A 19,588-nucleotide genomic window follows, 5' to 3' on the forward strand; every position below is an offset into this window, starting at 1 on the left:
TCAAACGGTTCATACTGTAACGCTCTGATTTGTCTCAAAATTGTGAAGAGGCTTGATTTCAACCTTAATTCAAGTTTCATCAGTAACGTCAATAAGTAGACTATCATCGCAAGAATCACCTGATTCTCTACACCTTGTTCAGACTGTGAATAGTACGTTTTAATGGTCAAATGTTGTTTGATATGCTTGAAAAACAACTCGATCTGCCATCTTGATTGATACATTTTTCCGATGTCCTCTGCTGAAAGATCCATTCGGTTCGTCAGGATACGCAGATGCAATCGATGCTTACGTTCAATCGTTATTAAACGAAACAACCCCGTCAGGTAGGTCGATTTGCCCAGCTGAACCAATTGGTCACTGATAATCCCTGATTCATGAGACACTTCCAAGTGCGCTTGAACATGAACGGCTGTATTCTTTTTAATGCGGGAGACGAAAAAGTAGCCCTCCCAGTTCATTTGATCAAACTGAGTGAAATCCAGATACCCGCGATCAAAAACATAGGTCGCCCGTTTCTCATTAATAAAGACGTTCAAGTGATCATGAAGGGAACGTCCAGAATAAAACAGACGATGGATTTCTGATGTACATCGATACCACGACATGTTTTAATCATCCCTTCCATGATGAAAACCTCCATCTATAAACTAGGAAACAGTCCGTCTTACAAACTACTGTAATTTCATTTCCACATTCACTGATGTATTTGGCTTACTGCAAAAGATAAGACGATCATCGATTTTTATGTTGAGGTTCGGCATAACCCATTAAAAAGTCGTACTAGAGTTTCTTGAGATCATTATAGAATAAAAAGGTTTTTCTATCCTGTTATAGTTTGAGAAGTAATCATAAAGTTTTATATGTTTTATATGTTGAAAGAGTTAACTTTTTTAATTTTTTAATGTAACCCTAGTAGTATAAACCATTAAATAGATTCTCCACCGTATTTGCATTTCGAATTTCCGTCTCAATCTCTTCTGAACAGACAGCATACGCTGTTCCTTTAATAGATATCCATGTTTTCATTTTTTACATTTCCTATCTGGTATGAGGTTTTGAACCCTTCGCTTACTGAATCAACCCAGATGTGAGAAATACTCCAAAAGTCGAATCATATTTGAAACAAAACCATATTCATTATCGTACCAGGCAACAGTTTTTACAAGCTGCCCATCATTTGCATCCATTACCTCGGTCAATGTTCCATCAAAGATCGAACCGTGAGTATCACCAATGATATCAGAAGACACTACTTCATCCTCGGTGTAGCCATAAAAATCACTTTCAGCACCTTTCATTACTCTGTTTATTTCATCCACTGTAACCTGCCGGCCGAGTACTGAATAAAGTTCTACAAAGCCTGCAGTAATAACAGGAACACGCGTTGAAGTCCCTGTTATGATTCCATCCACCTCTGGAATAACCTTGCCTACTGCGCTCGATGCACCAGTTGTTGTGGGAATAATATTTTGTGCGCCTGCTCGTTTCTTTCTACCTCCAGGGGCATCTTGAAGAGATTGCGATGCCGTGTATGCACGCGAACCGGTTATTAATCCTCTTTGAATACCGAACTCATCCACTAAAATTTTTGTCATCAAAGCTAGCGCATTTGTTGTACAAGAAGCAGCAGAAACGATTCTATCATCCTTAGTCAGAGTACTCTCATTAACTCCATATACCCCAATTTTAGTAACTTCATCTTTAGGTGGAGCAGAAATCATTACCTTTTTAGCTCCGGCTTCCAAATGGGTCCGGGATTTATCTGCAGACGTATAAGAACCAGTACATTCCAATACAACATCTATATCCAACTGTCCCCATGGCAATTTGCTGGCATCGGTTTCTGCAAATGTCTGGACCTCTTTACCATCGATAAATATAGAGTCTCCATCAGTTTCTACAGTATATGGCAGAGGTCCCTGTGCTGTATCATATTTCAGCAGATAAGCCAACTCCTGCTTACTAACTAAATCGTTGATTGCAGTCACCTCTAACTCTGTACTGTTTAACTCTTGAATACGACGATAAGCAAGTCTGCCAACACGGCCAAACCCGTTAATTGCTACTTTTACTGTCATTACTAAAATAGCCTCCTTTGGATTGATTTGAAACCTGTATTAATTGCTTTCATTAAAATGGTCGAATAAATGAACTATCGATATATCGCCTTCGTTTAATTACTCTAAGGTAACTAGTTGTTTAGTTTTAATGTCATTGCATTAACGGCCACGATAACTGTAGACATTGACATTAATATTGCTGCTACCGCAGGTGTGATTGTGATACTTATCGGTGCCAGTATACCTGCCGCTATCGGAATAGCAAAGATATTGTAACCCGCACCCCAAATAAGATTTTGTTTCATTTTACTTGTTGTCTTAGTTGCCAGTTCTATAAATGCTTCAATATCTCCGGGATAGGATTGAGTTAAAATTACATCTGCAGAATCTATAGCTACCTGGGTTCCTGCTCCAATGGCTACACCGACATCTGCCATAGCAAGTGATGGAGCGTCATTAACACCGTCACCAACCATTATTACTGTTTTTCCCTGATTTTTCAGTGATGTAACTAAATCGTATTTGTCTTGTGGAGACTGGTTGGCTCTATATTCAATACCTAAAATTTCGGCCACTCCCTGAGCAACCTTTTCATTGTCTCCGGTAGCCATGATAGGTTTAATATTGTTATTCTTCAATACCTGAATCAATTCTTTACTTTTTCCTTTCAATTCATCACCTAAGGCTACCGTACCAATAGCTTCACCATCCTCAACCAACACACTTAATGTTGCCCCTTTTGGAATATCGATCGCTATTTCGTCGCCAAATGCTTTCTGACTAATCAACTTATATTTACGATTATTAGCATGACCTTCTACCCTAGCACCTTTTTTTCGAACTTCTATGCAAACCTGAATGCGCGTCTTGCCTTTGCGATAAACTGTATACATCATTAAAAGTGGAAATAAAATTTGACTTTTGTATTTTTAATAAAATAAATAGAACGGAGAGTTACAATGAAAAAAGAATCCAATCAACTGAGCTCACCCTCTGCTTTGGCCGGACTTTTCGGGCTTCCGCAGCCTTGATAGCCGTCGTTGCTGTCATTTATATCTTTGGCAAGAAAATCGACACCACAGACAACATCACAGAAAACGAATAACAGTTAATATAGCTTAGTCCTATAGTATAGTGTGAATGCCGATTCCCGGCTTTCTACACGTAGCTATGTGGACTAAGCTTTTTATTTGCCTAAAATTAACCTGAGGTATACTATATTGATAGAGGGTCACAAAGAAACAGGCGTGATCGTTTTCAGCGGGCATTAACCGGACCCAAAATTTGAATGGGAGACCAGCTGACGATCATGGAGCAGACCGAGTTATCATATTTATCTAAAGGAGGACGTCTATGAAGTGGAACGTGCATAGAGGCGACATCACAGAGTTGGAAGTCGACGCGATCGTCAACGCCGCTAATAAATCATTATTGGGTGGTGGAGGTGTTGACGGAGCCATCCACCGCGCGGCCGGACCGGAGTTGAAAGAGGCATGCAGAAAGCTGGGTGGTGCAGAGACCGGTGAAGCCAAACTGACCGAAGGCTTCGATCTGCCAGCTGATTACGTCATCCATGCGGTGGGCCCGGTTTATCGGGATGGTAAACACGGCGAAGCAGAAGAATTGGAAAATTGCTACCGGAACAGCATCGAAATCGCTAAGGAAAAAGGCATAAGTTCCATCGCTTTTCCGGCCATTAGTACCGGCATTTACGGCTACCCGCTTGAAGAAGCCAGTGAGATCGCCATCCGTACGGTTTATGAACTAACAAAGGACGATGACACGATTGATAATGTCCTCTTCGTTGCCTTTGATGATAAGACAGAATCGGTATTAAGTGATAAATTAAAAAAAATACACAGAGAGGAAAATGACTAAATGAAAAATTATATACGCTTTGGAGTTATGATATTGACTTCAACCGTCATCATGTACTTTTTAATGTACTTCAATATTCTTGAGATCGAACATTTCACGTACAGCGAGACACGTCTTTATATGACGCTGATCATGGGCTCGGTCATGGCGATCATCATGTTGCTCTTCATGTGGCATATGCACGACAATAAAAAGGTGAATGCAATGATCCTGGCAGGTGCCGCGGTCGTTTTCGGCGCAAATTTGTATCTGGTAAGAAGTCAGGCACTCGTGGACCAGGTTTCATGGATGAAAGCGATGATCCCGCACCACTCCATCGCCATCCTTACAAGTGAACGGGCAGAAATCACCAATCCGGAAGTTAGAAAACTAGCCGACGAGATCATCAAGGCACAGGAAGAAGAAATCGCTATAATGAATCAGTATATCGAAGAGCTGGAAGACGGAGACGAGGAAGAACTGCAACCTTTAGATGAATTAAGAGGAAATTGAGATATTTGTATTGTAAGCGATGAATAGCTAGGTACCTGTGAGTCCTCGCGGCCTCCTGTTAAACTTGAGATATCTTAAGTACACAGGAGGTTTTATTTTGGAAAAGAATGAACAGTCTATCATACCGGTAACCCTGCATGACGATCAAACTGATCGCCAACACATTTCGAAGGTCCTTTCACAGAAGATGGTGGCACATTTAAAAAATAGTCAGACAGAACTACTTATATACGAGGGGATCAAACCCTCGACATTGAGAGTTCTCCTCGCGGAGATGTCATTCAATGAAACTCGTTGATTTTACCCAAGTAGAGAATATTTTTATTGTGTGTGGAAAGACGGATATGCGCCGTCAAATTGACGGATTAGCTGCGACGATTACAGAAGAATATGATATGGATGTTTATCATGAGGCCCTCTTTCTCTTCTGTGGTGGAAAGAAAGATCGGTTCAAAGCACTTTATTGGGAAGGCGACGGCTCCCTTCTCTTATACAAGCGTTTAGAGAATGGGAAATTGAATTGGCCGCGTAACCAGAACGAGATTCAAAAGTTAAGTGCGCAACAGCTGCGTTGGCTGCTTGAAGGATTATCTGTTAATCAAAAAGTCTCCATAAAACCTGCGGTTAAAGGAAGTATAGCCTAAGAAATGAGAGAGAAATTGATGAAAAAATCAATGGCTCTCTCGTTTTCTTTTCCTGATTAGTGTAAAATTTAAGTATTATTTATGTGAGGAGTAGCAGACATGTCTATCAAGAGTGAAAAACAGTTTGAAGTGATTATTGAAAAGTTAGATCAGCTGTTAGAAGAAAACAAACAACTGAAGACCCTACTCGCTCAGAAAGATGATGAGCTTTCCTTACAGAAAGAACAAATCGAATTTTTAACTCAGAAATTGTACGGCTCAAAGAAGGAAACATTGAAGGATGATCCTAACCAGGGCAACCTCTTCAACGATCGCCTTTTTAGCGAACCAGAGCAGACTGGTGACCAAAGCGACGAAGATGAAGTCATTATTACAACAGAACGTCGCCGCAAGAAACGTAAAGGATTAAAAGACCAGCAGTTGTCATCTCTTCCTACTGTTGACCACATTCATGAACTTGAATCTTGTACGTGTCCAACATGCAAGGAAGCAATGAAAGAAATCAGCACGCAACTTATTCGTCAGGAAGTTAAATTTATCCCGGCGAGAGTTGAAAACCACAGACATTTCCAGAAAACATATGCCTGCGCGAACTGTGAGAAAAGCGGAACGCGCACGCCGTTTGCGAAATCTGAAATCCCCAGACTTCCTTTAAATAACACAGTCGCTTCTGCGTCATCGATAGCGGAAACCATGTATCAAAAATTCGAGCAAAAAGTCCCGGGCTATCGCCAAGAGGCTTTTTGGAATCTGCTTGGCTATCCGATCCCTCGGCATACCATTGCGAATTGGCACATTAAAACGTCCCAGTATTATTTCGAAGCGCTGGTGGCTGTAATGCGACAAGAACTGTTGAACCAGAAGGTTCTACACGCCGACGAAACGACATTCAAAGTACTGAATGACAAAGACCGACAAAAGTCCTATATGTGGTTATTCAGTACCGGCAAATACAGCGAACGTGCCATACATATCTACAAGCTTGGTCCATCACGCAGTGGCTCTGTCCCTAGAGATTTCTTAGAGGAGTACACTGGCTATCTACATAGTGATGGATTCTCCGGGTACAACAATCTTCCAGGGATGACGATGATTGCCTGTCTGGCGCATATCAGACGGAAGTTCTATGACGCCCGTCTCGTGCTATCCAACAATCTAGCCGAACGTGGCATCAAGTCACTCGTTATGGGCAGAAAGAACTGGCTGTTTTCAAAATCTTTTGAGGGTGCTCATGCCGCTGCGACTATTTTGAGCCTCGTCGAGACGGCCAAATCCAACGGATTACATCCACGAAAATATCTGGACTACCTCTTAACTTACCTTCCAAATCGACAAAATACACCCTTGGAGGCTTATTTGCCATGGAATCCAAAGGTACAGGTGGAATGTCGCTAGACATTCAGTATATTATACTCTTCGGACATTTCTCATTATAGAGGTGTCCGATTTTTATTTGTAGGTACTCAGCTATTCATCGCTTACTTTGTAATAAAGACTTCTCATCTTTAAAAAAAATGAAAAACGATCCGGAGGGCAACGTTTACATCACGTCGCCCTCCGGATCGTTTTAAATATTACAGAAAGTATGAACTGTCAGGTTCAATTATCATTGTCGTTGAGGGTAGCGTCCTGGATATCGTTTGAAAAATCGATGATAAAGAAGGTAGAATAAATCTATGGATTATTCAAAGATAGCTACGATGAAAAAATTAGTTGAAGATCCCTACAGTGGTTTTATCAGCACACTCGAACATTACGTGCCTTGAGTAAACAGATACCTTCACAATAGCTCCTTCTCAACTACTAGTTGATTATCGAACTGTTTGCAATAAAATGCGGTATTGCATACTTAAGAGGTAAGATAGAAATTTATTATCCTGGCAACTTTAAATAGTTACTTTACAAGTTAGATAGATACATAAATTAATACGCCGGAAATCAGCACTCATTGAGTTCTTTTTATTCCAACAACTATTGTACGATGATCGTTAGATCTCGATCCTTAGGTGTTTTTAGTTCGACTTCTATGACCAGCATAAGATTAGTTACTCTTCCAACATCAGTATTTGATGTACAGTCGACGGCGTCAACCGTTATAGTATAAACTTCTTCTATTACTACAACCGCTTCCGGCATGCCTTGTCCTGTTCCACATCCAGAATAACTTCATTACCGTCTTTTTCTAATATATCTATCTTAACTTTTGAACCCGTTAGATTCGTATTACCTGTACATCCCATCAGTATAAACAGTATACTTTGTCCTAGAACTGTTTGTTTTTTAAACTACTTCCTTTTTCTATATCAGTTCAATCTTTTTATATTTTCTGACTTTCGGGAAGGACGACCGTAAAGGTAGTTCCTCTTCCTTCATCACTCTCAACTCTAATATCCCCTTGATGTGCATCTATAATGCTTTTTACAACTGCCAGACCGATTCCTTGACCCTGCAGTTTACTGTTCCGTGAAGGTTCTACTTGATAAAAGCGCTCAAAAATGTAGTCTAACTTATCTTCTGGTATCCCCTTCCCGTTATCCTGAATCATTATTATAATTTCATTCTTGATGCGTTTGGATATTAAACTGATTTCCCCATCTTCGGGTGTGAATTTAACTGCATTGGCTAATAGATTTGTTATCACCTGTTCCAGCTTATTTCTATCCGCTTCAATCATTTCCGACTGTGCTTTTAGATTTAGAGTCACCTGCTTTTCATTAACCTGCGGTTCAAATGAGATGGAGATATTAGATAGCAGTTCTTTGATATCAAACGTTTCGAGATTCAATTGCTTATTTGTGTTTTCTGTATCGTCCAGCTGATCAATCAGCTGGACTAAATGAGCGAGACGTATGACCTGACGATTCAGGCTATTTAGCCGTTCAGGCGTGACCTCCCAGACACCGTCCAGCATGGCCTCAACATTCCCCTGCAGCGTAGTCAAAGGCGTTCTCACCTCATGAGCCAGATCCGAAACCATCTGATTCCGAATTCTTTTCTGCTCGGCTAACCGAGCGGCTAGAACATTGACGCTCTGCTGCAGCTGGAAGAGCTCGCTGATTTTTTCATCTTTGGTTTCAGCTTCTCCAATATCCCGTCCTTGAGCGATTTGCTGTGTCCGTTCGCTGGTCGCTGCAATTGGCCTGCTCAAACGTCTGGATATGAGGTAGGCCATAACCCCGGCAATAACAAAAGTTAGCAGACCCATCAATGCAATCAAAAGGATCAGATCTTCAATGAACTCTTCTTCTTCAGAAGTATAGTCCTGAAAACCCGGGTAAGTGATAAATGCTGTCCCGATATTATTCTCACCTGAAAACAAGTCTACTTCTTCTTCAAACCAGTCTTTCCCAGGCAGCACTTCAATCATTTGCATGCCCCGCACATGCTGTCCCATCGGGGAGGACTGACTGATTATTTCATTACCGTCTGCATCCACGATCCGCACAAACATATGCGAATGCATGGCATCCTGAATAGCGCCAGAAAGTATTTCCCGGTCCCACTGACTTTCACCGTCATATGCTGTTTCGATGGTTTCGATGACTGTTTCTCTTTCATTTATAAAACGGTCACTCAAGTAATCATCAAATCTGTTTTCAGTAAGTTGAAAGGTCAAAAAACTGAATAAAGAAATCATGAGTATACTTCCACTTAGAATATAAATGAATAAATGACTAAATAAGGTTCTCTTCATAATTCACTCCAAAACGGTAACCGCTGCCGTGTACAGTTTCAATATACATCGGTATTTTAGGGTCTCTCTCGATTTTTGCTCTCAAATTTTTTATATGGGAGTCGATCACTCTGTCCATTGCCGTGGCTTCCAGTCCTTTTACCTTTTCAAGCAATTGATCACGAGAAAAGACGTGACGCGGTTCTCTTGCCATGATCTCCAGAAGTTCAAATTCTGTGTGAGTTAATAACACATTGTCTCCATGCGCAACTACTTCCATTGTATTAGGGAAGATGACCAGATCACCTTTATTAAAAGTCAGTTTATCCTCATTATTGACTGTTTTCATCCTTCTCATTACTGTTACGATTCTGGCAAGCAGTTCTTTAGGACTAAAAGGCTTCGTGACGTAATCATCTGCCCCAAGTTTCAGTCCCTTGATAACGTCTGATTCATTCGATTTAGCGGTCAGCAAGATAATAGGTACATCCGACGATTCTCTAATTTTCTCGCAAATCTCCCAGCCAGTATAATCCGGCAGCATAATATCTAAGATGATAAAGTCAATGCTGTGATTATAAAATGTTTCAAATGCTTTTTCACCAGTAGATGCTATATAAACATCATGGCCGTCAGCATTTAAATAAGCCTGGACGATTTCCAGAATCGACTGCTCGTCATCAACAACTAATATGTTCATTCACCTGGTCTCCTTTATCCACTATTCATCAGAAAGAAATGTATCCGCAATACATTATACTGCACTGCTCTACTTCGATAAAAGTGCATCGATTTTTCGAAAGATTTCATCTGACGATGTTCCACTTATTCTAACTAATGTGTCTCTTCTTTTGTAGTAATCTAAAATCGGTCGGGTCTCGTTTAAGAAAACTTCAAAACGCTGTTCGATTACCTTTTCGGTGTCGTCTGTTCTTCCACGATTTATAAGCCGCTCTTTTAAGATATCCTTTGGAACATCCAGATAGAATACTCTCTGTTTTGTCTGGGTTATATCCTCCAAAGCTAATGACTGGTTTAAATTGCGAGGATAACCATCTAAGACAACCGAGCATTTATGCTGATGTTTGCTTATTTTTTGTTTAATAAGTGCGGTGATTATTCTATCCGGCACTAATTTCCCTGAAGATACATAACTTAAGACTTGTTTTCCAATTGCCGTCTCCTGTTTCATTTCGTTACGCAATATTTCCCCCGAGGATACAATGGGAAATTCATACTTGTTTTGAATGCGTTCTGCCACTGTCCCTTTACCCGATCCCGGGGCGCCAACTAAAATAATAATCATATCGAACTCCTTTTGTAAACTTATTATACATTGAATATTCCTGCAATAGAACCACCAGTAGTTTAATTTTTTACCGTAATACCGAAATCTCTTTGGATTTTATGATAATAGATTTAAAAAGAGCCGATATTTTTCATCAACTCTTTTTCCGTCTGCTTCTCTATAATTCAGCTACATATTCTATCAAACGAACAAGATTGGAAACAAAACCATACTTAATGTCATACCATGAAACTGTTTTAATAAGTTGAGTATCTTTATTTTTTATAATATCCGTTAACGTGGCGTCAAATATTCCTCCTGCAGAAGTACCAATAACGTCCGAAGATACAATCGGTTTTCAGAATATTCGAATGAAGAATCGGCGGCTTCGTTCATTGCTTTATTCACTTCTTCAATCATCACTTTCTTTTTAAGAGTAGTATAAAACTCCACTATTGCAGCATCAGGAAATGGCACTCGAGTTGCTGATCCATCGACACTGTTTTCTATAGAAGGAATGACCTACCCGACCGCCTTGGCCGCCCCGGTAGAAGTAGGGATAGCCTTCATGGCTCCCGCTCTACCCCGACGCATAACCGAAGAGTTGGGGCTATCGTGTAATGACTGCGAAGATGTGTATGCCTTAACCGCCGTCATATAACCGGTTTCGATTCCAACTTTATCATTCAGAACTTTTGCAACAGGCGCCAAATCATTTGTTGTGCACGAACCGGAAGAAAGGATTTTGTTGTCTTATGTAATGATATCCTCATTAACTCCAAAAACAATGATCTTCGTTTCCTCATCAGCCGGAGTCGTAAGTATAACTTTTTTCGCACCAGCTTTGATGTGTTCCTGCGAATTTTCAGCCGTTGCATTCACTCCCGTCGCTTCTATTACTATGTCGACCCCTAAATCTTCCTACAGTAAATTCCCTTCTTCTGATTCCTGATAAAACTTGATTTCACGCCCATTTATAACCAAAGTATTCTCCCGAACCTGGACATCATGCTTTAAACGTCCGTATGTTGTGTCAAATTCCATCAGTTAATCTAAGTTTTCAATATCACTTAAATCATTAACAGCCACAACTTCCAAATCTGAATCTGTATCTAACAATCTTCTCAGTACTGTTCTCCCAACTCGTCCAAATCCATTGACTGCGATTTTTGTAGACATTTTAATTCCTCCATTATTTTATTGTTATTATAATCTTATCTTGAACATTATGTTATTTACAATTATCTCCTACTCAATTTATTTTAGTAGAAATCTCCTTCTCAAAGCCTACCTGTTTTCCTACCTCTTTCTTTTTCGACAATAGACTTATTTCTCTTTTTTTCTCTTTGTCAAAACGTAGCCAGTTATCAGTAAGATTTCAACCAATCCAAAAGCTAACAAAAAACTATGCATAAAGAACTCAGCCGGTAAAACCAGAATTATGGGATCTGTAGTAGGATTGAATAACCACGCATCATTGTTGAAAAATGACTGGTGAAATAATAGAAATAAGCTATCAAAGCTAATCAGAATACCCACTATAACTGTCAAAGATAGAAAAATCCCATTTTTAAAATATATAAGCAAACTTTTGTATAAATTTCTACTTTTTATATACCTCATAAAAAAATACGTCCCTGATCCCGCAGCAGCAAGAATAAGGTAATTAAACATGAATAATCTTTTCACTTCATAGAAATGAAACAGTCCCCTTTCGGAACTTGGAAAGTCAGGCATTGCCAAATCTGTTATCCAAGGCATATTCAAGTAATCCATTAAGATTCGATAATTTAATATAATTTGTTCTTTAGATACATTTACATAATCTGTGATGTTCAAATAATCAATATCAACTATAAATAAAGGAGTGAAATTAATTGTAAAAGCTATTGATACGGACATAATGAATAGCGAAAGCATGATATATCCTAATGCTTTTATAACTCTTTGCCTCAACACGATGCTCCTCACCTTTCCTTATGTCCAACTCTAGATTTCAGCTCATGTAATTCTTCTTTTAATTTTCTGTTTTTTTCTTCTAGTATTTCTTTTTCTAATAAGCTATTATCAGCATCACTAACTTTTTTGTGAGAATGGCCCCCGTGCATACCAGGCATCAAATACATCATAAGCAAGTGACCAATAATCATAACAATGATAAATAGTATTGTTTCCATTCATTCTTCTCCTTTGTTATCGACTGTATATAAAATGGATTCCGTAATAGAATACTACTGATACAATAAAGCCTAACGCTATAATTCCATAGACCATTGCATTTTTCAATGTACCCGCTTCGCTGGTATATTCAATTTGATCATTATGCTTGTTTCGCATGAACATTAATAACAGCAAGCCTAAAACAATAATCAGCAAACTTATTACATGAGCAATACTCAATGACCCGATGACCAGCGGATTTGATCTGAAGAACTCTACAATAAATCTGTTGAAAGCAAAACCGATGACATATATGAAGAATAATTCGCCGTCAAATTGGGCTGTTTGTCTTCTTCTCCATATGATCAGAAACAATATATAGTTTAACGCTACTTCATAGAGCTGGGCCGGGTGCAGCAGTTCGCCACCTACCATGACTCCCCATGGCCAGTTTCTGCTCATCGGCACACCGAAAACGTCACAGCCGACACGGCCTATCGCCTGACCTAATATAACCCCTGGAACGATTGCATCTGCTGTTTTCCAGACAGCCATTTTCTTCTTTTTCATAAACCAGAATGCAAACGATCCGGCAACCAGAATGGCTCCTTGAATAGATAAGCCACCCTGAGTGATCCTGAACACAGCCATCGGATTTTCCATGTAATAAACTGGATCAAAAAATACTATGTATCCCAATCTCGCACCTAATATCCCAAATACAACGGTATACAGGCCTAAATCCATCAGCTTGTCTTTATCCAGCCGTTTACGTTCTCCTTCTTTTTGAATGAGCAATAATCCAATAATCATACCCAGGGCACTGGTCACGCCCAATAAAGAAATACTAAAATGTCCGATACTGAACAATTCTATCATATAAACATTCTCCTATTCTATTTAAAAGAAACGAATACAACAGGATGAGTCATCGATCCTTGTTGTATTCACACTTAACTTTTTCTATACTAATTGGAATTAAGGAAATTTAATCTCTCCATAAATTCTCTTCCTTCGTTATTGTCTAACTCCCGCTCATTCCAATCCATCATCCCTCGATTAAAGTTAAATGAACGGTGCATCTCGCCCATCCAGTCAAACATGCCATTAAAGGAGAAGTCGTTAAATCCTCTCATATGATTTCTCATATCACCAAAAAACGACTCATGATCATCTGAGCTATCATCTATATTTTCATCTCTAAATTCCCACATTCTATTGTGCCAGTCATTCCAGCTGTCGGTTTCATCATCTTCACTTTGGTCAGTGTTATTTTCAACGTCATCCTCGTCTGGACTGCTGTTCTCTCTATTTCGATAAGAGCCTCCATGCATGGTTTCCATATGTCCCCACATCGTCTCGTCATCCTCGTTTCGATCCGTATTTTGTGACTGCTCCTGATTCCCATGCGCTGAAACATTGATCTGTTCATTGCTATATAGATTAACTCCAGCCAGTCCTCCAATAGCCAATAAACTTGCGATATATTTTCTTCCTTTTTTCATTTTCTCCACCTCCTCTTATTCTGTACTTTTAGTATAAATAAGAATTATGGAGAAAAAATGGAGATTGCAGTTTATATTATTTTTTTGTTTATTCACTGGTTAATTGTTCAAAAAAAGACGTCAGCGACTGTTCATCCACTGACGTCATAATTTTACACTGACACGTACTAAATTTTGAAATTACTAATTGATATAGTTCATCGGATCAACGGTTTCTCCATTCCTATACACTTTGAAATCCAGGTGTACACCCGTAGAATCTCCAGTAGTCCCCATGATGCCGAGCTGTTGACCTTGTGACACTCGTTGACCACGCGCAACACTTAGATTAGGCTGCATATGCGAATACACTGATGTATAGCCATCACCGTGGTCTACCTTGACGTAATAGCCTAGGGCGCCATTATACCCGGCTGTAGTTACAGTACCGGCACGGGCAGCTATGATCGGACCACTTCCTGCAATATCAACACCTGTATGGAATCGGCGATCGCCAAAAATCGGATGAGTTCGCCAGCCATAGGGTGACGATATTCTCCCTCTAGCGGGTCTTGTCCATCCATTACTTGTTGGAGCGACATTCGATGAAGCCTCAGTCGAACTTGCATTATTTGAAGATATTGTAACTTGAGAGTTATTATTTTTTTCTTTTTGTGCCGTTGCCTCTGCCTTGGCTTTTGCAGCTGCTTCTGCTTTCGCTCTAGCTGTCACTTCAGCTGCTTTTTGACGTTTTTCCTCAGCAACTCGTATGGCTTCTTGTTTTGCTCGCTCTTCCTCTAATATCCGCTGTTTTTCAACTTTCATTTCTTCAGTTAACGTGCTAGTCCGTTCAGCTATGATCGATTGTTCATTGATGAATGACTCTCTTTCTTTATCTGTCATTTCATACTGTGCTGCGATCTGAATGATCTTGTCATCCAAGGCTCCACGCTGATTGACCAGATTACTGCGACTGACTTCAAGCTGAACCATTACATTTTCCACTTCTTCCTGTTCACGTTTTACTTGTGCTTCCGTTTCTTCCAGTGTCTTCTGGTCAGCAATCTGAGCTGCCATGATATCCTGGTTAGCAGAAACCAATTTGTTTACGACCCCGATACGTCCGACTAAGTCAGTCAAGCTCTCTGCTGACATTAATAAATCGACGATATCAGAAGGATTAGCATTAGTCTGAACTGAACGTGCCTGTGATTCTAATTGTTCATTACGCTTATCGATTTGTTCTTGTAATCGAGCAATTTCAACTTTCAATTGTTCGATTTCTTCTTTAATGTGGTCAATTTCCTTTTCCTGTTCGCTGATTTCAATAACCAGGTCATCAATATCAGCTTGAAGTACTGCAACCTCTTCTTCCAGTTGGATTTTTTCATTTTCAAGTGCTTGCATTTTTTCTTCACGGTTCTGGATCTCATTACCTACTTTTTGTGATTCACTTTCCAGTTCCTGCTGCTGAATTTCCAGTTCTTCTAATTTTTGAGAGGCTTCAACCTCTATCGGCTGCATTAACGGTCCAGCCAGCATTACTGACGCTATAAGTGTTAATATGTATTTTTTTTCACGATATGTAGCTCCTTGTCCTTTGATATCTGTTTAGGTTGATAGTACATTTTTATATTTTCTTTACGGCTAAGTGATTTCTACTTTTTTCTTTGTCAAAAAATAGTATAGCATAAACACTGCCAAAGTTATGTTTTATTTGTATGACATATTTAACTTATATTACAAAATAACTTTATTATCATCATAATCCAAGATATGTGTGGTGTACATGCAAAAGTAGCACGTGATTAGTTATCTGATATAACCAAATATAAAGAAGCCACTAAGTATTGCTTGTGGCTTCATTTCTAATTTAACCTTTAATACATGCTGTCCATACCTTTGAAATTATTAGTTTGAGAGGATCCGCCAGTTCCATGCATTTCTTTGTAATGTTCTCTTAGCTGCTGATTAGTTAACTCAGGATGCATTTCACTCATATGCATTTTTATTTGGCCGAAGTTGATTATTCCCTCTTCCATTAAAGTTTCCATATCCTCAGAGTCTTCTGCGTCCATCACGTCTGACATATAGTGATGATCGATACTGTTCTCTGCACCAACGGTCTCCTGGTTCGTCGTATCTTCTTCAGCAAAACCTGACATACTCAGTCCACCTGATAAAGCTAAAACTCCTGCTAGCATTCCACTGATCAAATTCATTTGTCCCATCTCCTCGTATGAAAGAACGAAACGAAGGCACGATCATTCAGGTCATTTCCACAGCCGGACTAGACGGCAAAGCCTCTGAATCGGTGTACTGCGCAAGTAAATTCGGCGCCCGCGGCTTCACTGAAAGTATCATCAAAGAACTAGACGATACAGACATCCACGTCCTGGCAGCTTACATGGGCGGGATGAAAACCAGCTTCTGGGATGATATCTACTCAAAAGAAGAGATCCAGCATCTCATGGATCCCGATGACGTGGCGGACATCATCCTGGCTAATGTGAAAGCCCGTAAGAACTTGACAGTTCCTGAGATCGTTATAAAAAATCACTTGACTTAAAATCTTGAGATGAAGAGCCTTCGAAAACGAAGGCTCTCTTTTTTTCTTTAAGATTCGCGTTTTATTATATGGGTTGTGACTATTGATCGAGTTCCATTCTCTGAGTAGTCAGAACTGAAAACAATTCGGACAACCGCGCCTCTTATGGGCTTCGAGTATGCCTTACTCTTACGCTGTTTTGACTGGTCATTTGAACTCAGCTGGTGGGTGGGTAGAAAATGCCACTTTTACTGCCTGCTCAACGCCATATCTAATCCGGGTCGTCCTTTGAATAGCTATCAAGGGCCTTCTCAAATTTATAAGACCTCTGACTGGTCACTACCTGCCTGTTTAAGGACCCACTGAAAAGCATCATATCAATGAGCGGTCACTTGATGACAGAAGTATGGCCAGCTCAACTGCAAGACTAGCTGAGCAGGCAGAACTATACATGTTTAAGCCTGCTCATAGAAATAATCTTTCACGAATAGATCTAAGGATGGTCATACTCGCTGAAGCGAGTATGGTCTTAATATAAAGAGCGGTTTATTCCTTTTAACGAAACTAAGCGATATAAAAAAGTGCCGACCGATTGAGGTCAGCACTTTATTCATAACTCGATTTAATCCAGATGCTTCTCTTCATCAAAATGACGGATGACGAGCGGTTCGCCTTTTAACAAGGTATACTCGGTATCCTCTTTACCGATCGCCACCTTGATCAGACGGTGACGGAACTGGACTTTGAAGGTGACGCGTGTCCAGTCTTTGGGCAGTCGCGGTCTGAATTGGAGGGTATCGTTTAACAGACGCATGCCTCCAAAACCGTAGACCATGCTCATCCACGTCCCTCCCATATTTGCCGCATGTACACCGTCTTTCGTATTGCTCTGCATATCCGTGATGTCCATCAGCGCCGTATCCATGAAATAGCTGTAAGCTTTATCCATCTCTCCTAGATCGCTGGCCATCATCCCGAATACCGAACGTGACAAGGATGAATCGTGCGTCGTGACCGATTCATAGTATTCATAGTCTCTGGCTTTCTGTTCCTGTGAAAATTCATCCGAGAACAGGAATTGGGCAAGTACCGTATCCGCCTGTTTGTTGACCTGATAACGGTAGATCGTCAGCGGGTGATAATTGAGCAGCAGCGGGAACTTGTCTTTCGGTGTGTTTTCGATATCCCACACTTCTTTATGGAAGAAACTGTCATCCTGCATCGTGAGCTCCTGTTCCTCATCATAAGGCAGGAACATCCTGTCAGCGGCTCTCTTCCAGTTTTCCAGTTCCGTCTTATCAAATCCGATACGTTCAAGAACTCCTAAACCATCTTCATCCCCAGCTTCAAGAACTGCTTCCACCATTTCGGCTGCATACTTGAAGTTATGCTTGGCCATGAGGTTTGTATAATAGTTGTTATTGACAATCGCTGTATACTCATCGGGTCCGGTCACATCGTTTAGAACAAAAGCACCGTTTCGCTTTTCATCGAAGTGGCCCCAGCCAGCATAGAAACGCGCAGTCTCTACGAGAATCTCAAGGCCTTCATGCATACCGAACCGTCTGTCCCCGGTCACTTTAACATACGAGTGAACGGCATGCGCAATATCGCCGTTGATATGGATCTGAGCGGTCCCGGCAGGATAATACGGGCTGGCTTCTTTTCCGTTGATCGTGCGCCAGGCAAAGAGCGCTCCCTTGTCTACGGCCATCTCCCTGGCTCGGTTGCGTGCTTCATGCAGGATCGTATAGCGGTAATTCAATAGATGCTTGGCGATTTTCGGCTGGGTATAAAGGAAGAATGGGAGCATGTACATTTCAGTGTCCCAGAAATAATGACCTTCATAGCCTTCACCGGTCAGTCCCTTGGCCGACATGTTCCGCTTTCCGTCTCGCCCGGCTGCCTGGTACAAGTGGAAAAGATTGAAGCGCAGACCTACCTGCAATTCGTCGTCTCCCTCGATTTCTATATCAGACGATTCCCAGAATTCTTCCATATGGTCCACATGCTTTTCTTTCAACCCTTCAAAACCGATCGCTGACGCTTCGTTCATGACCGTAGATAATTTTTGGGCTTTTTCTTCTTTCATAGAAGCACCTTTAAAGATGTTGCTATAGCCAACGGTACGCTCAAGTGTAATCGTTTCGCCTTTGACTGTATCTATTTCCCAGCTTTCCGATCCGTTTTCAAAACAGGACTGAACGGATGAGTCCGATAGCTCATTCTTCTCTCCCACGATCATGTGCAGACCTGTACTGTTAGTTTCTATATGCAACAGCTGATTTTCGAAGTCTTCCAACCGTTCGGACTTGAAGCGTCGTTCTTTCTGAGCCTTGATCCGCGGATCATTACTCTCTTCTTCAGAAATGCTTCCCATCTCTTTTAAATCATCTAGAGTCGCCACGATCCGAAGATCACACCCATCGTCATGTGGCGTGATCCAGACTTTTTGCGCCAAAAGCTCTGGGTAATCATAGGAGACGAACCGTTCAATACTAATATCCAGCTTATGACCCTGAGAGTTCTCCCAGGTGAAGGACCGTGTGAGCAGCCCCTTCTTCAAGTCGAGCTGACGTTTATGGACCGTCGTCTTCCCGGTTTCCAGATCGAACAGATCATTGTCCAGCTTGATTGCCAGCTTCTTCCCGTTCGGGACCGGGATGACTGTCTGGTGCTTCTCAGCATATCCGTAGGCCCATTCCCCATACTCGATCAGCTCACTGTCATAATAGGCGTTCACGAGCGTGGCCTCGCTGTGACTGTACTCCCTGGTCCGCTCAGCCTCTTCCAAACTGCCGCGTGTACCGAAATGCCCGTTCGACAAGGCGAACAACGTTTCATTCTGTCTGATCGTTTCCGGGTCTGTCCCTTTCTCTGTTAAAACCCATTTCGAATCTTTAGATATCAATGAATTCATAGCGGTCTCCTTTCAAACATACTGCTTGGGGTCTTTACACTTATCTTTATTATAGAATAAATGTCTTGGTTATTACCAAGCATATGAATATCGGATCACTTAATAACCAATCATAGTAAAAGAAAAGAGGGGGGTCGATTTTCTGGTTCTATAATATATGACGTTGGTGAGAAATCACTGGCGTCTTTTTTTGTCTCAGAAAATAGAAAACAAGTGAGTTCTCCTGTAGAATAATAGTCGACAAAAACCAAATATCCATAGGAGGAACTCACTTGCCTACATCAAATGATATGCAAAATGTACTAGATATTCAAGACAAAAACATGATTTTCGAAGATAACTGCGTGTCTTATGGGATACACAAACAAAAGAAATGTAAATTTATAGACTGTACATTGACTTATATTCCTACGGAATGTAAGAAATGTCAGGAACCAA

Annotated in this window: 20 protein-coding genes and 2 pseudogenes; 5 read left to right on the forward strand and 17 right to left on the reverse strand. The window is 40.7% G+C overall.

All coding sequences use genetic code 11. The features are described 5' to 3' along the window. From BM212_RS09205 to BM212_RS09215, 3 genes and pseudogenes are all read right to left on the reverse strand, one after another. Nucleotides 1-608 (reverse strand): IS4 family transposase (locus BM212_RS09205; protein WP_143744932.1); only part of this gene is annotated, 608 nt, incomplete at its 3' end. A 471-nt stretch (nt 609-1,079) separates the two neighbouring features. Further along, nucleotides 1,080-2,081 (reverse strand): type I glyceraldehyde-3-phosphate dehydrogenase, encoded by a 1,002-nt coding sequence (locus BM212_RS09210; protein WP_091898228.1) that lies wholly within the window; start codon nt 2,079-2,081, stop codon nt 1,080-1,082. 113 nt (nt 2,082-2,194) lie between these two features. Continuing rightward, nucleotides 2,195-2,893 (reverse strand): annotated as a pseudogene (locus BM212_RS09215) (HAD-IC family P-type ATPase); the annotation flags it as partial. 523 nt (nt 2,894-3,416) lie between these two features. On the opposite strand from BM212_RS09215, the gene BM212_RS09220 reads away from it, so the two are divergent. From BM212_RS09220 to tnpC, 4 genes are all read left to right on the forward strand, one after another. After that, on the forward strand, nt 3,417-3,941 hold the full coding sequence (locus BM212_RS09220; protein WP_091898232.1) for an O-acetyl-ADP-ribose deacetylase: 525 nt from the start codon (nt 3,417-3,419) through the stop codon (nt 3,939-3,941). After that, entirely contained in the window at nt 3,942-4,433 is a 492-nt protein-coding gene (locus BM212_RS09225; protein WP_091898234.1) for a DUF305 domain-containing protein, read from the forward strand. Nucleotides 4,434-4,717: 284 nt separating this feature from the next. Then, the gene (tnpB, locus tag BM212_RS09235) at nt 4,718-5,077 is read left to right on the forward strand and encodes an IS66 family insertion sequence element accessory protein TnpB (RefSeq protein WP_091898238.1); all 360 of its coding nucleotides are present in this window, start codon (nt 4,718-4,720) and stop codon (nt 5,075-5,077) included. Nucleotides 5,078-5,176: 99 nt separating this feature from the next. Beyond that, the gene (gene tnpC / locus BM212_RS09240) at nt 5,177-6,472 is read left to right on the forward strand and encodes an IS66 family transposase (RefSeq protein WP_091898240.1); all 1,296 of its coding nucleotides are present in this window, start codon (nt 5,177-5,179) and stop codon (nt 6,470-6,472) included. Nucleotides 6,473-7,048: 576 nt separating this feature from the next. Here the strand turns inward: tnpC and BM212_RS12620 are convergent. The 13 genes and pseudogenes from BM212_RS12620 to BM212_RS09290 all read right to left on the reverse strand — a co-directional run bounded on the left by BM212_RS12620 (nt 7,049) and on the right by BM212_RS09290 (nt 15,904). After that, the gene (locus BM212_RS12620) at nt 7,049-7,213 is read right to left on the reverse strand and encodes a hypothetical protein (RefSeq protein ID WP_156849256.1); all 165 of its coding nucleotides are present in this window, start codon (nt 7,211-7,213) and stop codon (nt 7,049-7,051) included. A 181-nt stretch (nt 7,214-7,394) separates the two neighbouring features. After that, entirely contained in the window at nt 7,395-8,714 is a 1,320-nt protein-coding gene (locus BM212_RS09245; RefSeq protein ID WP_177206412.1) for a sensor histidine kinase, read from the reverse strand. Between the two features lie 37 nt (nt 8,715-8,751). Then, a complete protein-coding gene (locus tag BM212_RS09250) occupies nt 8,752-9,450 on the reverse strand; it encodes a response regulator transcription factor (RefSeq protein ID WP_072695689.1) in 699 nt (232 codons plus the stop codon). A gap of 69 nt (nt 9,451-9,519) precedes the next feature. Next, nucleotides 9,520-10,056: an adenylate kinase family protein gene (locus BM212_RS09255; protein WP_072695691.1), complete on the reverse strand. Its 537-nt coding sequence runs from the start codon at nt 10,054-10,056 to the stop codon at nt 9,520-9,522. 276 nt (nt 10,057-10,332) lie between these two features. Further along, nucleotides 10,333-10,695 (reverse strand): annotated as a pseudogene (locus BM212_RS12845) (hypothetical protein). Nucleotides 10,696-10,791: 96 nt separating this feature from the next. Beyond that, nucleotides 10,792-10,920 carry a hypothetical protein gene (locus BM212_RS12925; RefSeq protein WP_257786579.1) on the reverse strand — a complete coding sequence of 43 codons (129 nt, stop codon included), beginning with the start codon at nt 10,918-10,920 and terminating at the stop codon, nt 10,792-10,794. A gap of 165 nt (nt 10,921-11,085) precedes the next feature. After that, nucleotides 11,086-11,217: a glyceraldehyde 3-phosphate dehydrogenase NAD-binding domain-containing protein gene (locus BM212_RS12850; RefSeq protein WP_245750960.1), complete on the reverse strand. Its 132-nt coding sequence runs from the start codon at nt 11,215-11,217 to the stop codon at nt 11,086-11,088. Nucleotides 11,218-11,364: 147 nt separating this feature from the next. Continuing rightward, a complete protein-coding gene (locus tag BM212_RS09265; RefSeq protein ID WP_091898252.1) occupies nt 11,365-11,958 on the reverse strand; it encodes a TIGR01906 family membrane protein in 594 nt (197 codons plus the stop codon). Nucleotides 11,959-12,005: 47 nt separating this feature from the next. Further along, complete coding sequence (locus tag BM212_RS09270; RefSeq protein ID WP_072695693.1) at nt 12,006-12,215, reverse strand: adhesion protein; 210 nt, start codon at nt 12,213-12,215, stop codon at nt 12,006-12,008. Between the two features lie 16 nt (nt 12,216-12,231). Further along, nucleotides 12,232-13,077 carry a prolipoprotein diacylglyceryl transferase gene (gene lgt / locus BM212_RS09275; protein WP_072695695.1) on the reverse strand — a complete coding sequence of 282 codons (846 nt, stop codon included), beginning with the start codon at nt 13,075-13,077 and terminating at the stop codon, nt 12,232-12,234. Between the two features lie 89 nt (nt 13,078-13,166). After that, entirely contained in the window at nt 13,167-13,703 is a 537-nt protein-coding gene (locus BM212_RS09280; protein ID WP_091898244.1) for a hypothetical protein, read from the reverse strand. 183 nt (nt 13,704-13,886) lie between these two features. Then, a complete protein-coding gene (locus tag BM212_RS09285) occupies nt 13,887-15,206 on the reverse strand; it encodes a peptidoglycan DD-metalloendopeptidase family protein (RefSeq protein ID WP_177206414.1) in 1,320 nt (439 codons plus the stop codon). 356 nt (nt 15,207-15,562) lie between these two features. Then, nucleotides 15,563-15,904, reverse strand: a complete 342-nt coding sequence (locus BM212_RS09290; RefSeq protein ID WP_072696208.1) for a hypothetical protein — start codon at nt 15,902-15,904, stop codon at nt 15,563-15,565. 17 nt (nt 15,905-15,921) lie between these two features. Here BM212_RS09290 and BM212_RS09295 point away from each other — a divergent pair, with 17 nt between their 5' ends. Further along, entirely contained in the window at nt 15,922-16,251 is a 330-nt protein-coding gene (locus BM212_RS09295; RefSeq protein WP_091898248.1) for an SDR family oxidoreductase, read from the forward strand. A 601-nt stretch (nt 16,252-16,852) separates the two neighbouring features. Here BM212_RS09295 and BM212_RS09300 read toward each other — a convergent pair. Beyond that, nucleotides 16,853-19,150, reverse strand: a complete 2,298-nt coding sequence (locus BM212_RS09300) for a glycoside hydrolase family 65 protein (protein ID WP_091898250.1) — start codon at nt 19,148-19,150, stop codon at nt 16,853-16,855. Between the last annotated feature and the right edge of the window lie 438 nt (nt 19,151-19,588).

Origin of the sequence: Marinilactibacillus piezotolerans (genome assembly GCF_900114235.1) — a bacterium.
GTDB lineage: Bacteria > Bacillota > Bacilli > Lactobacillales > Carnobacteriaceae_A > Marinilactibacillus > Marinilactibacillus piezotolerans.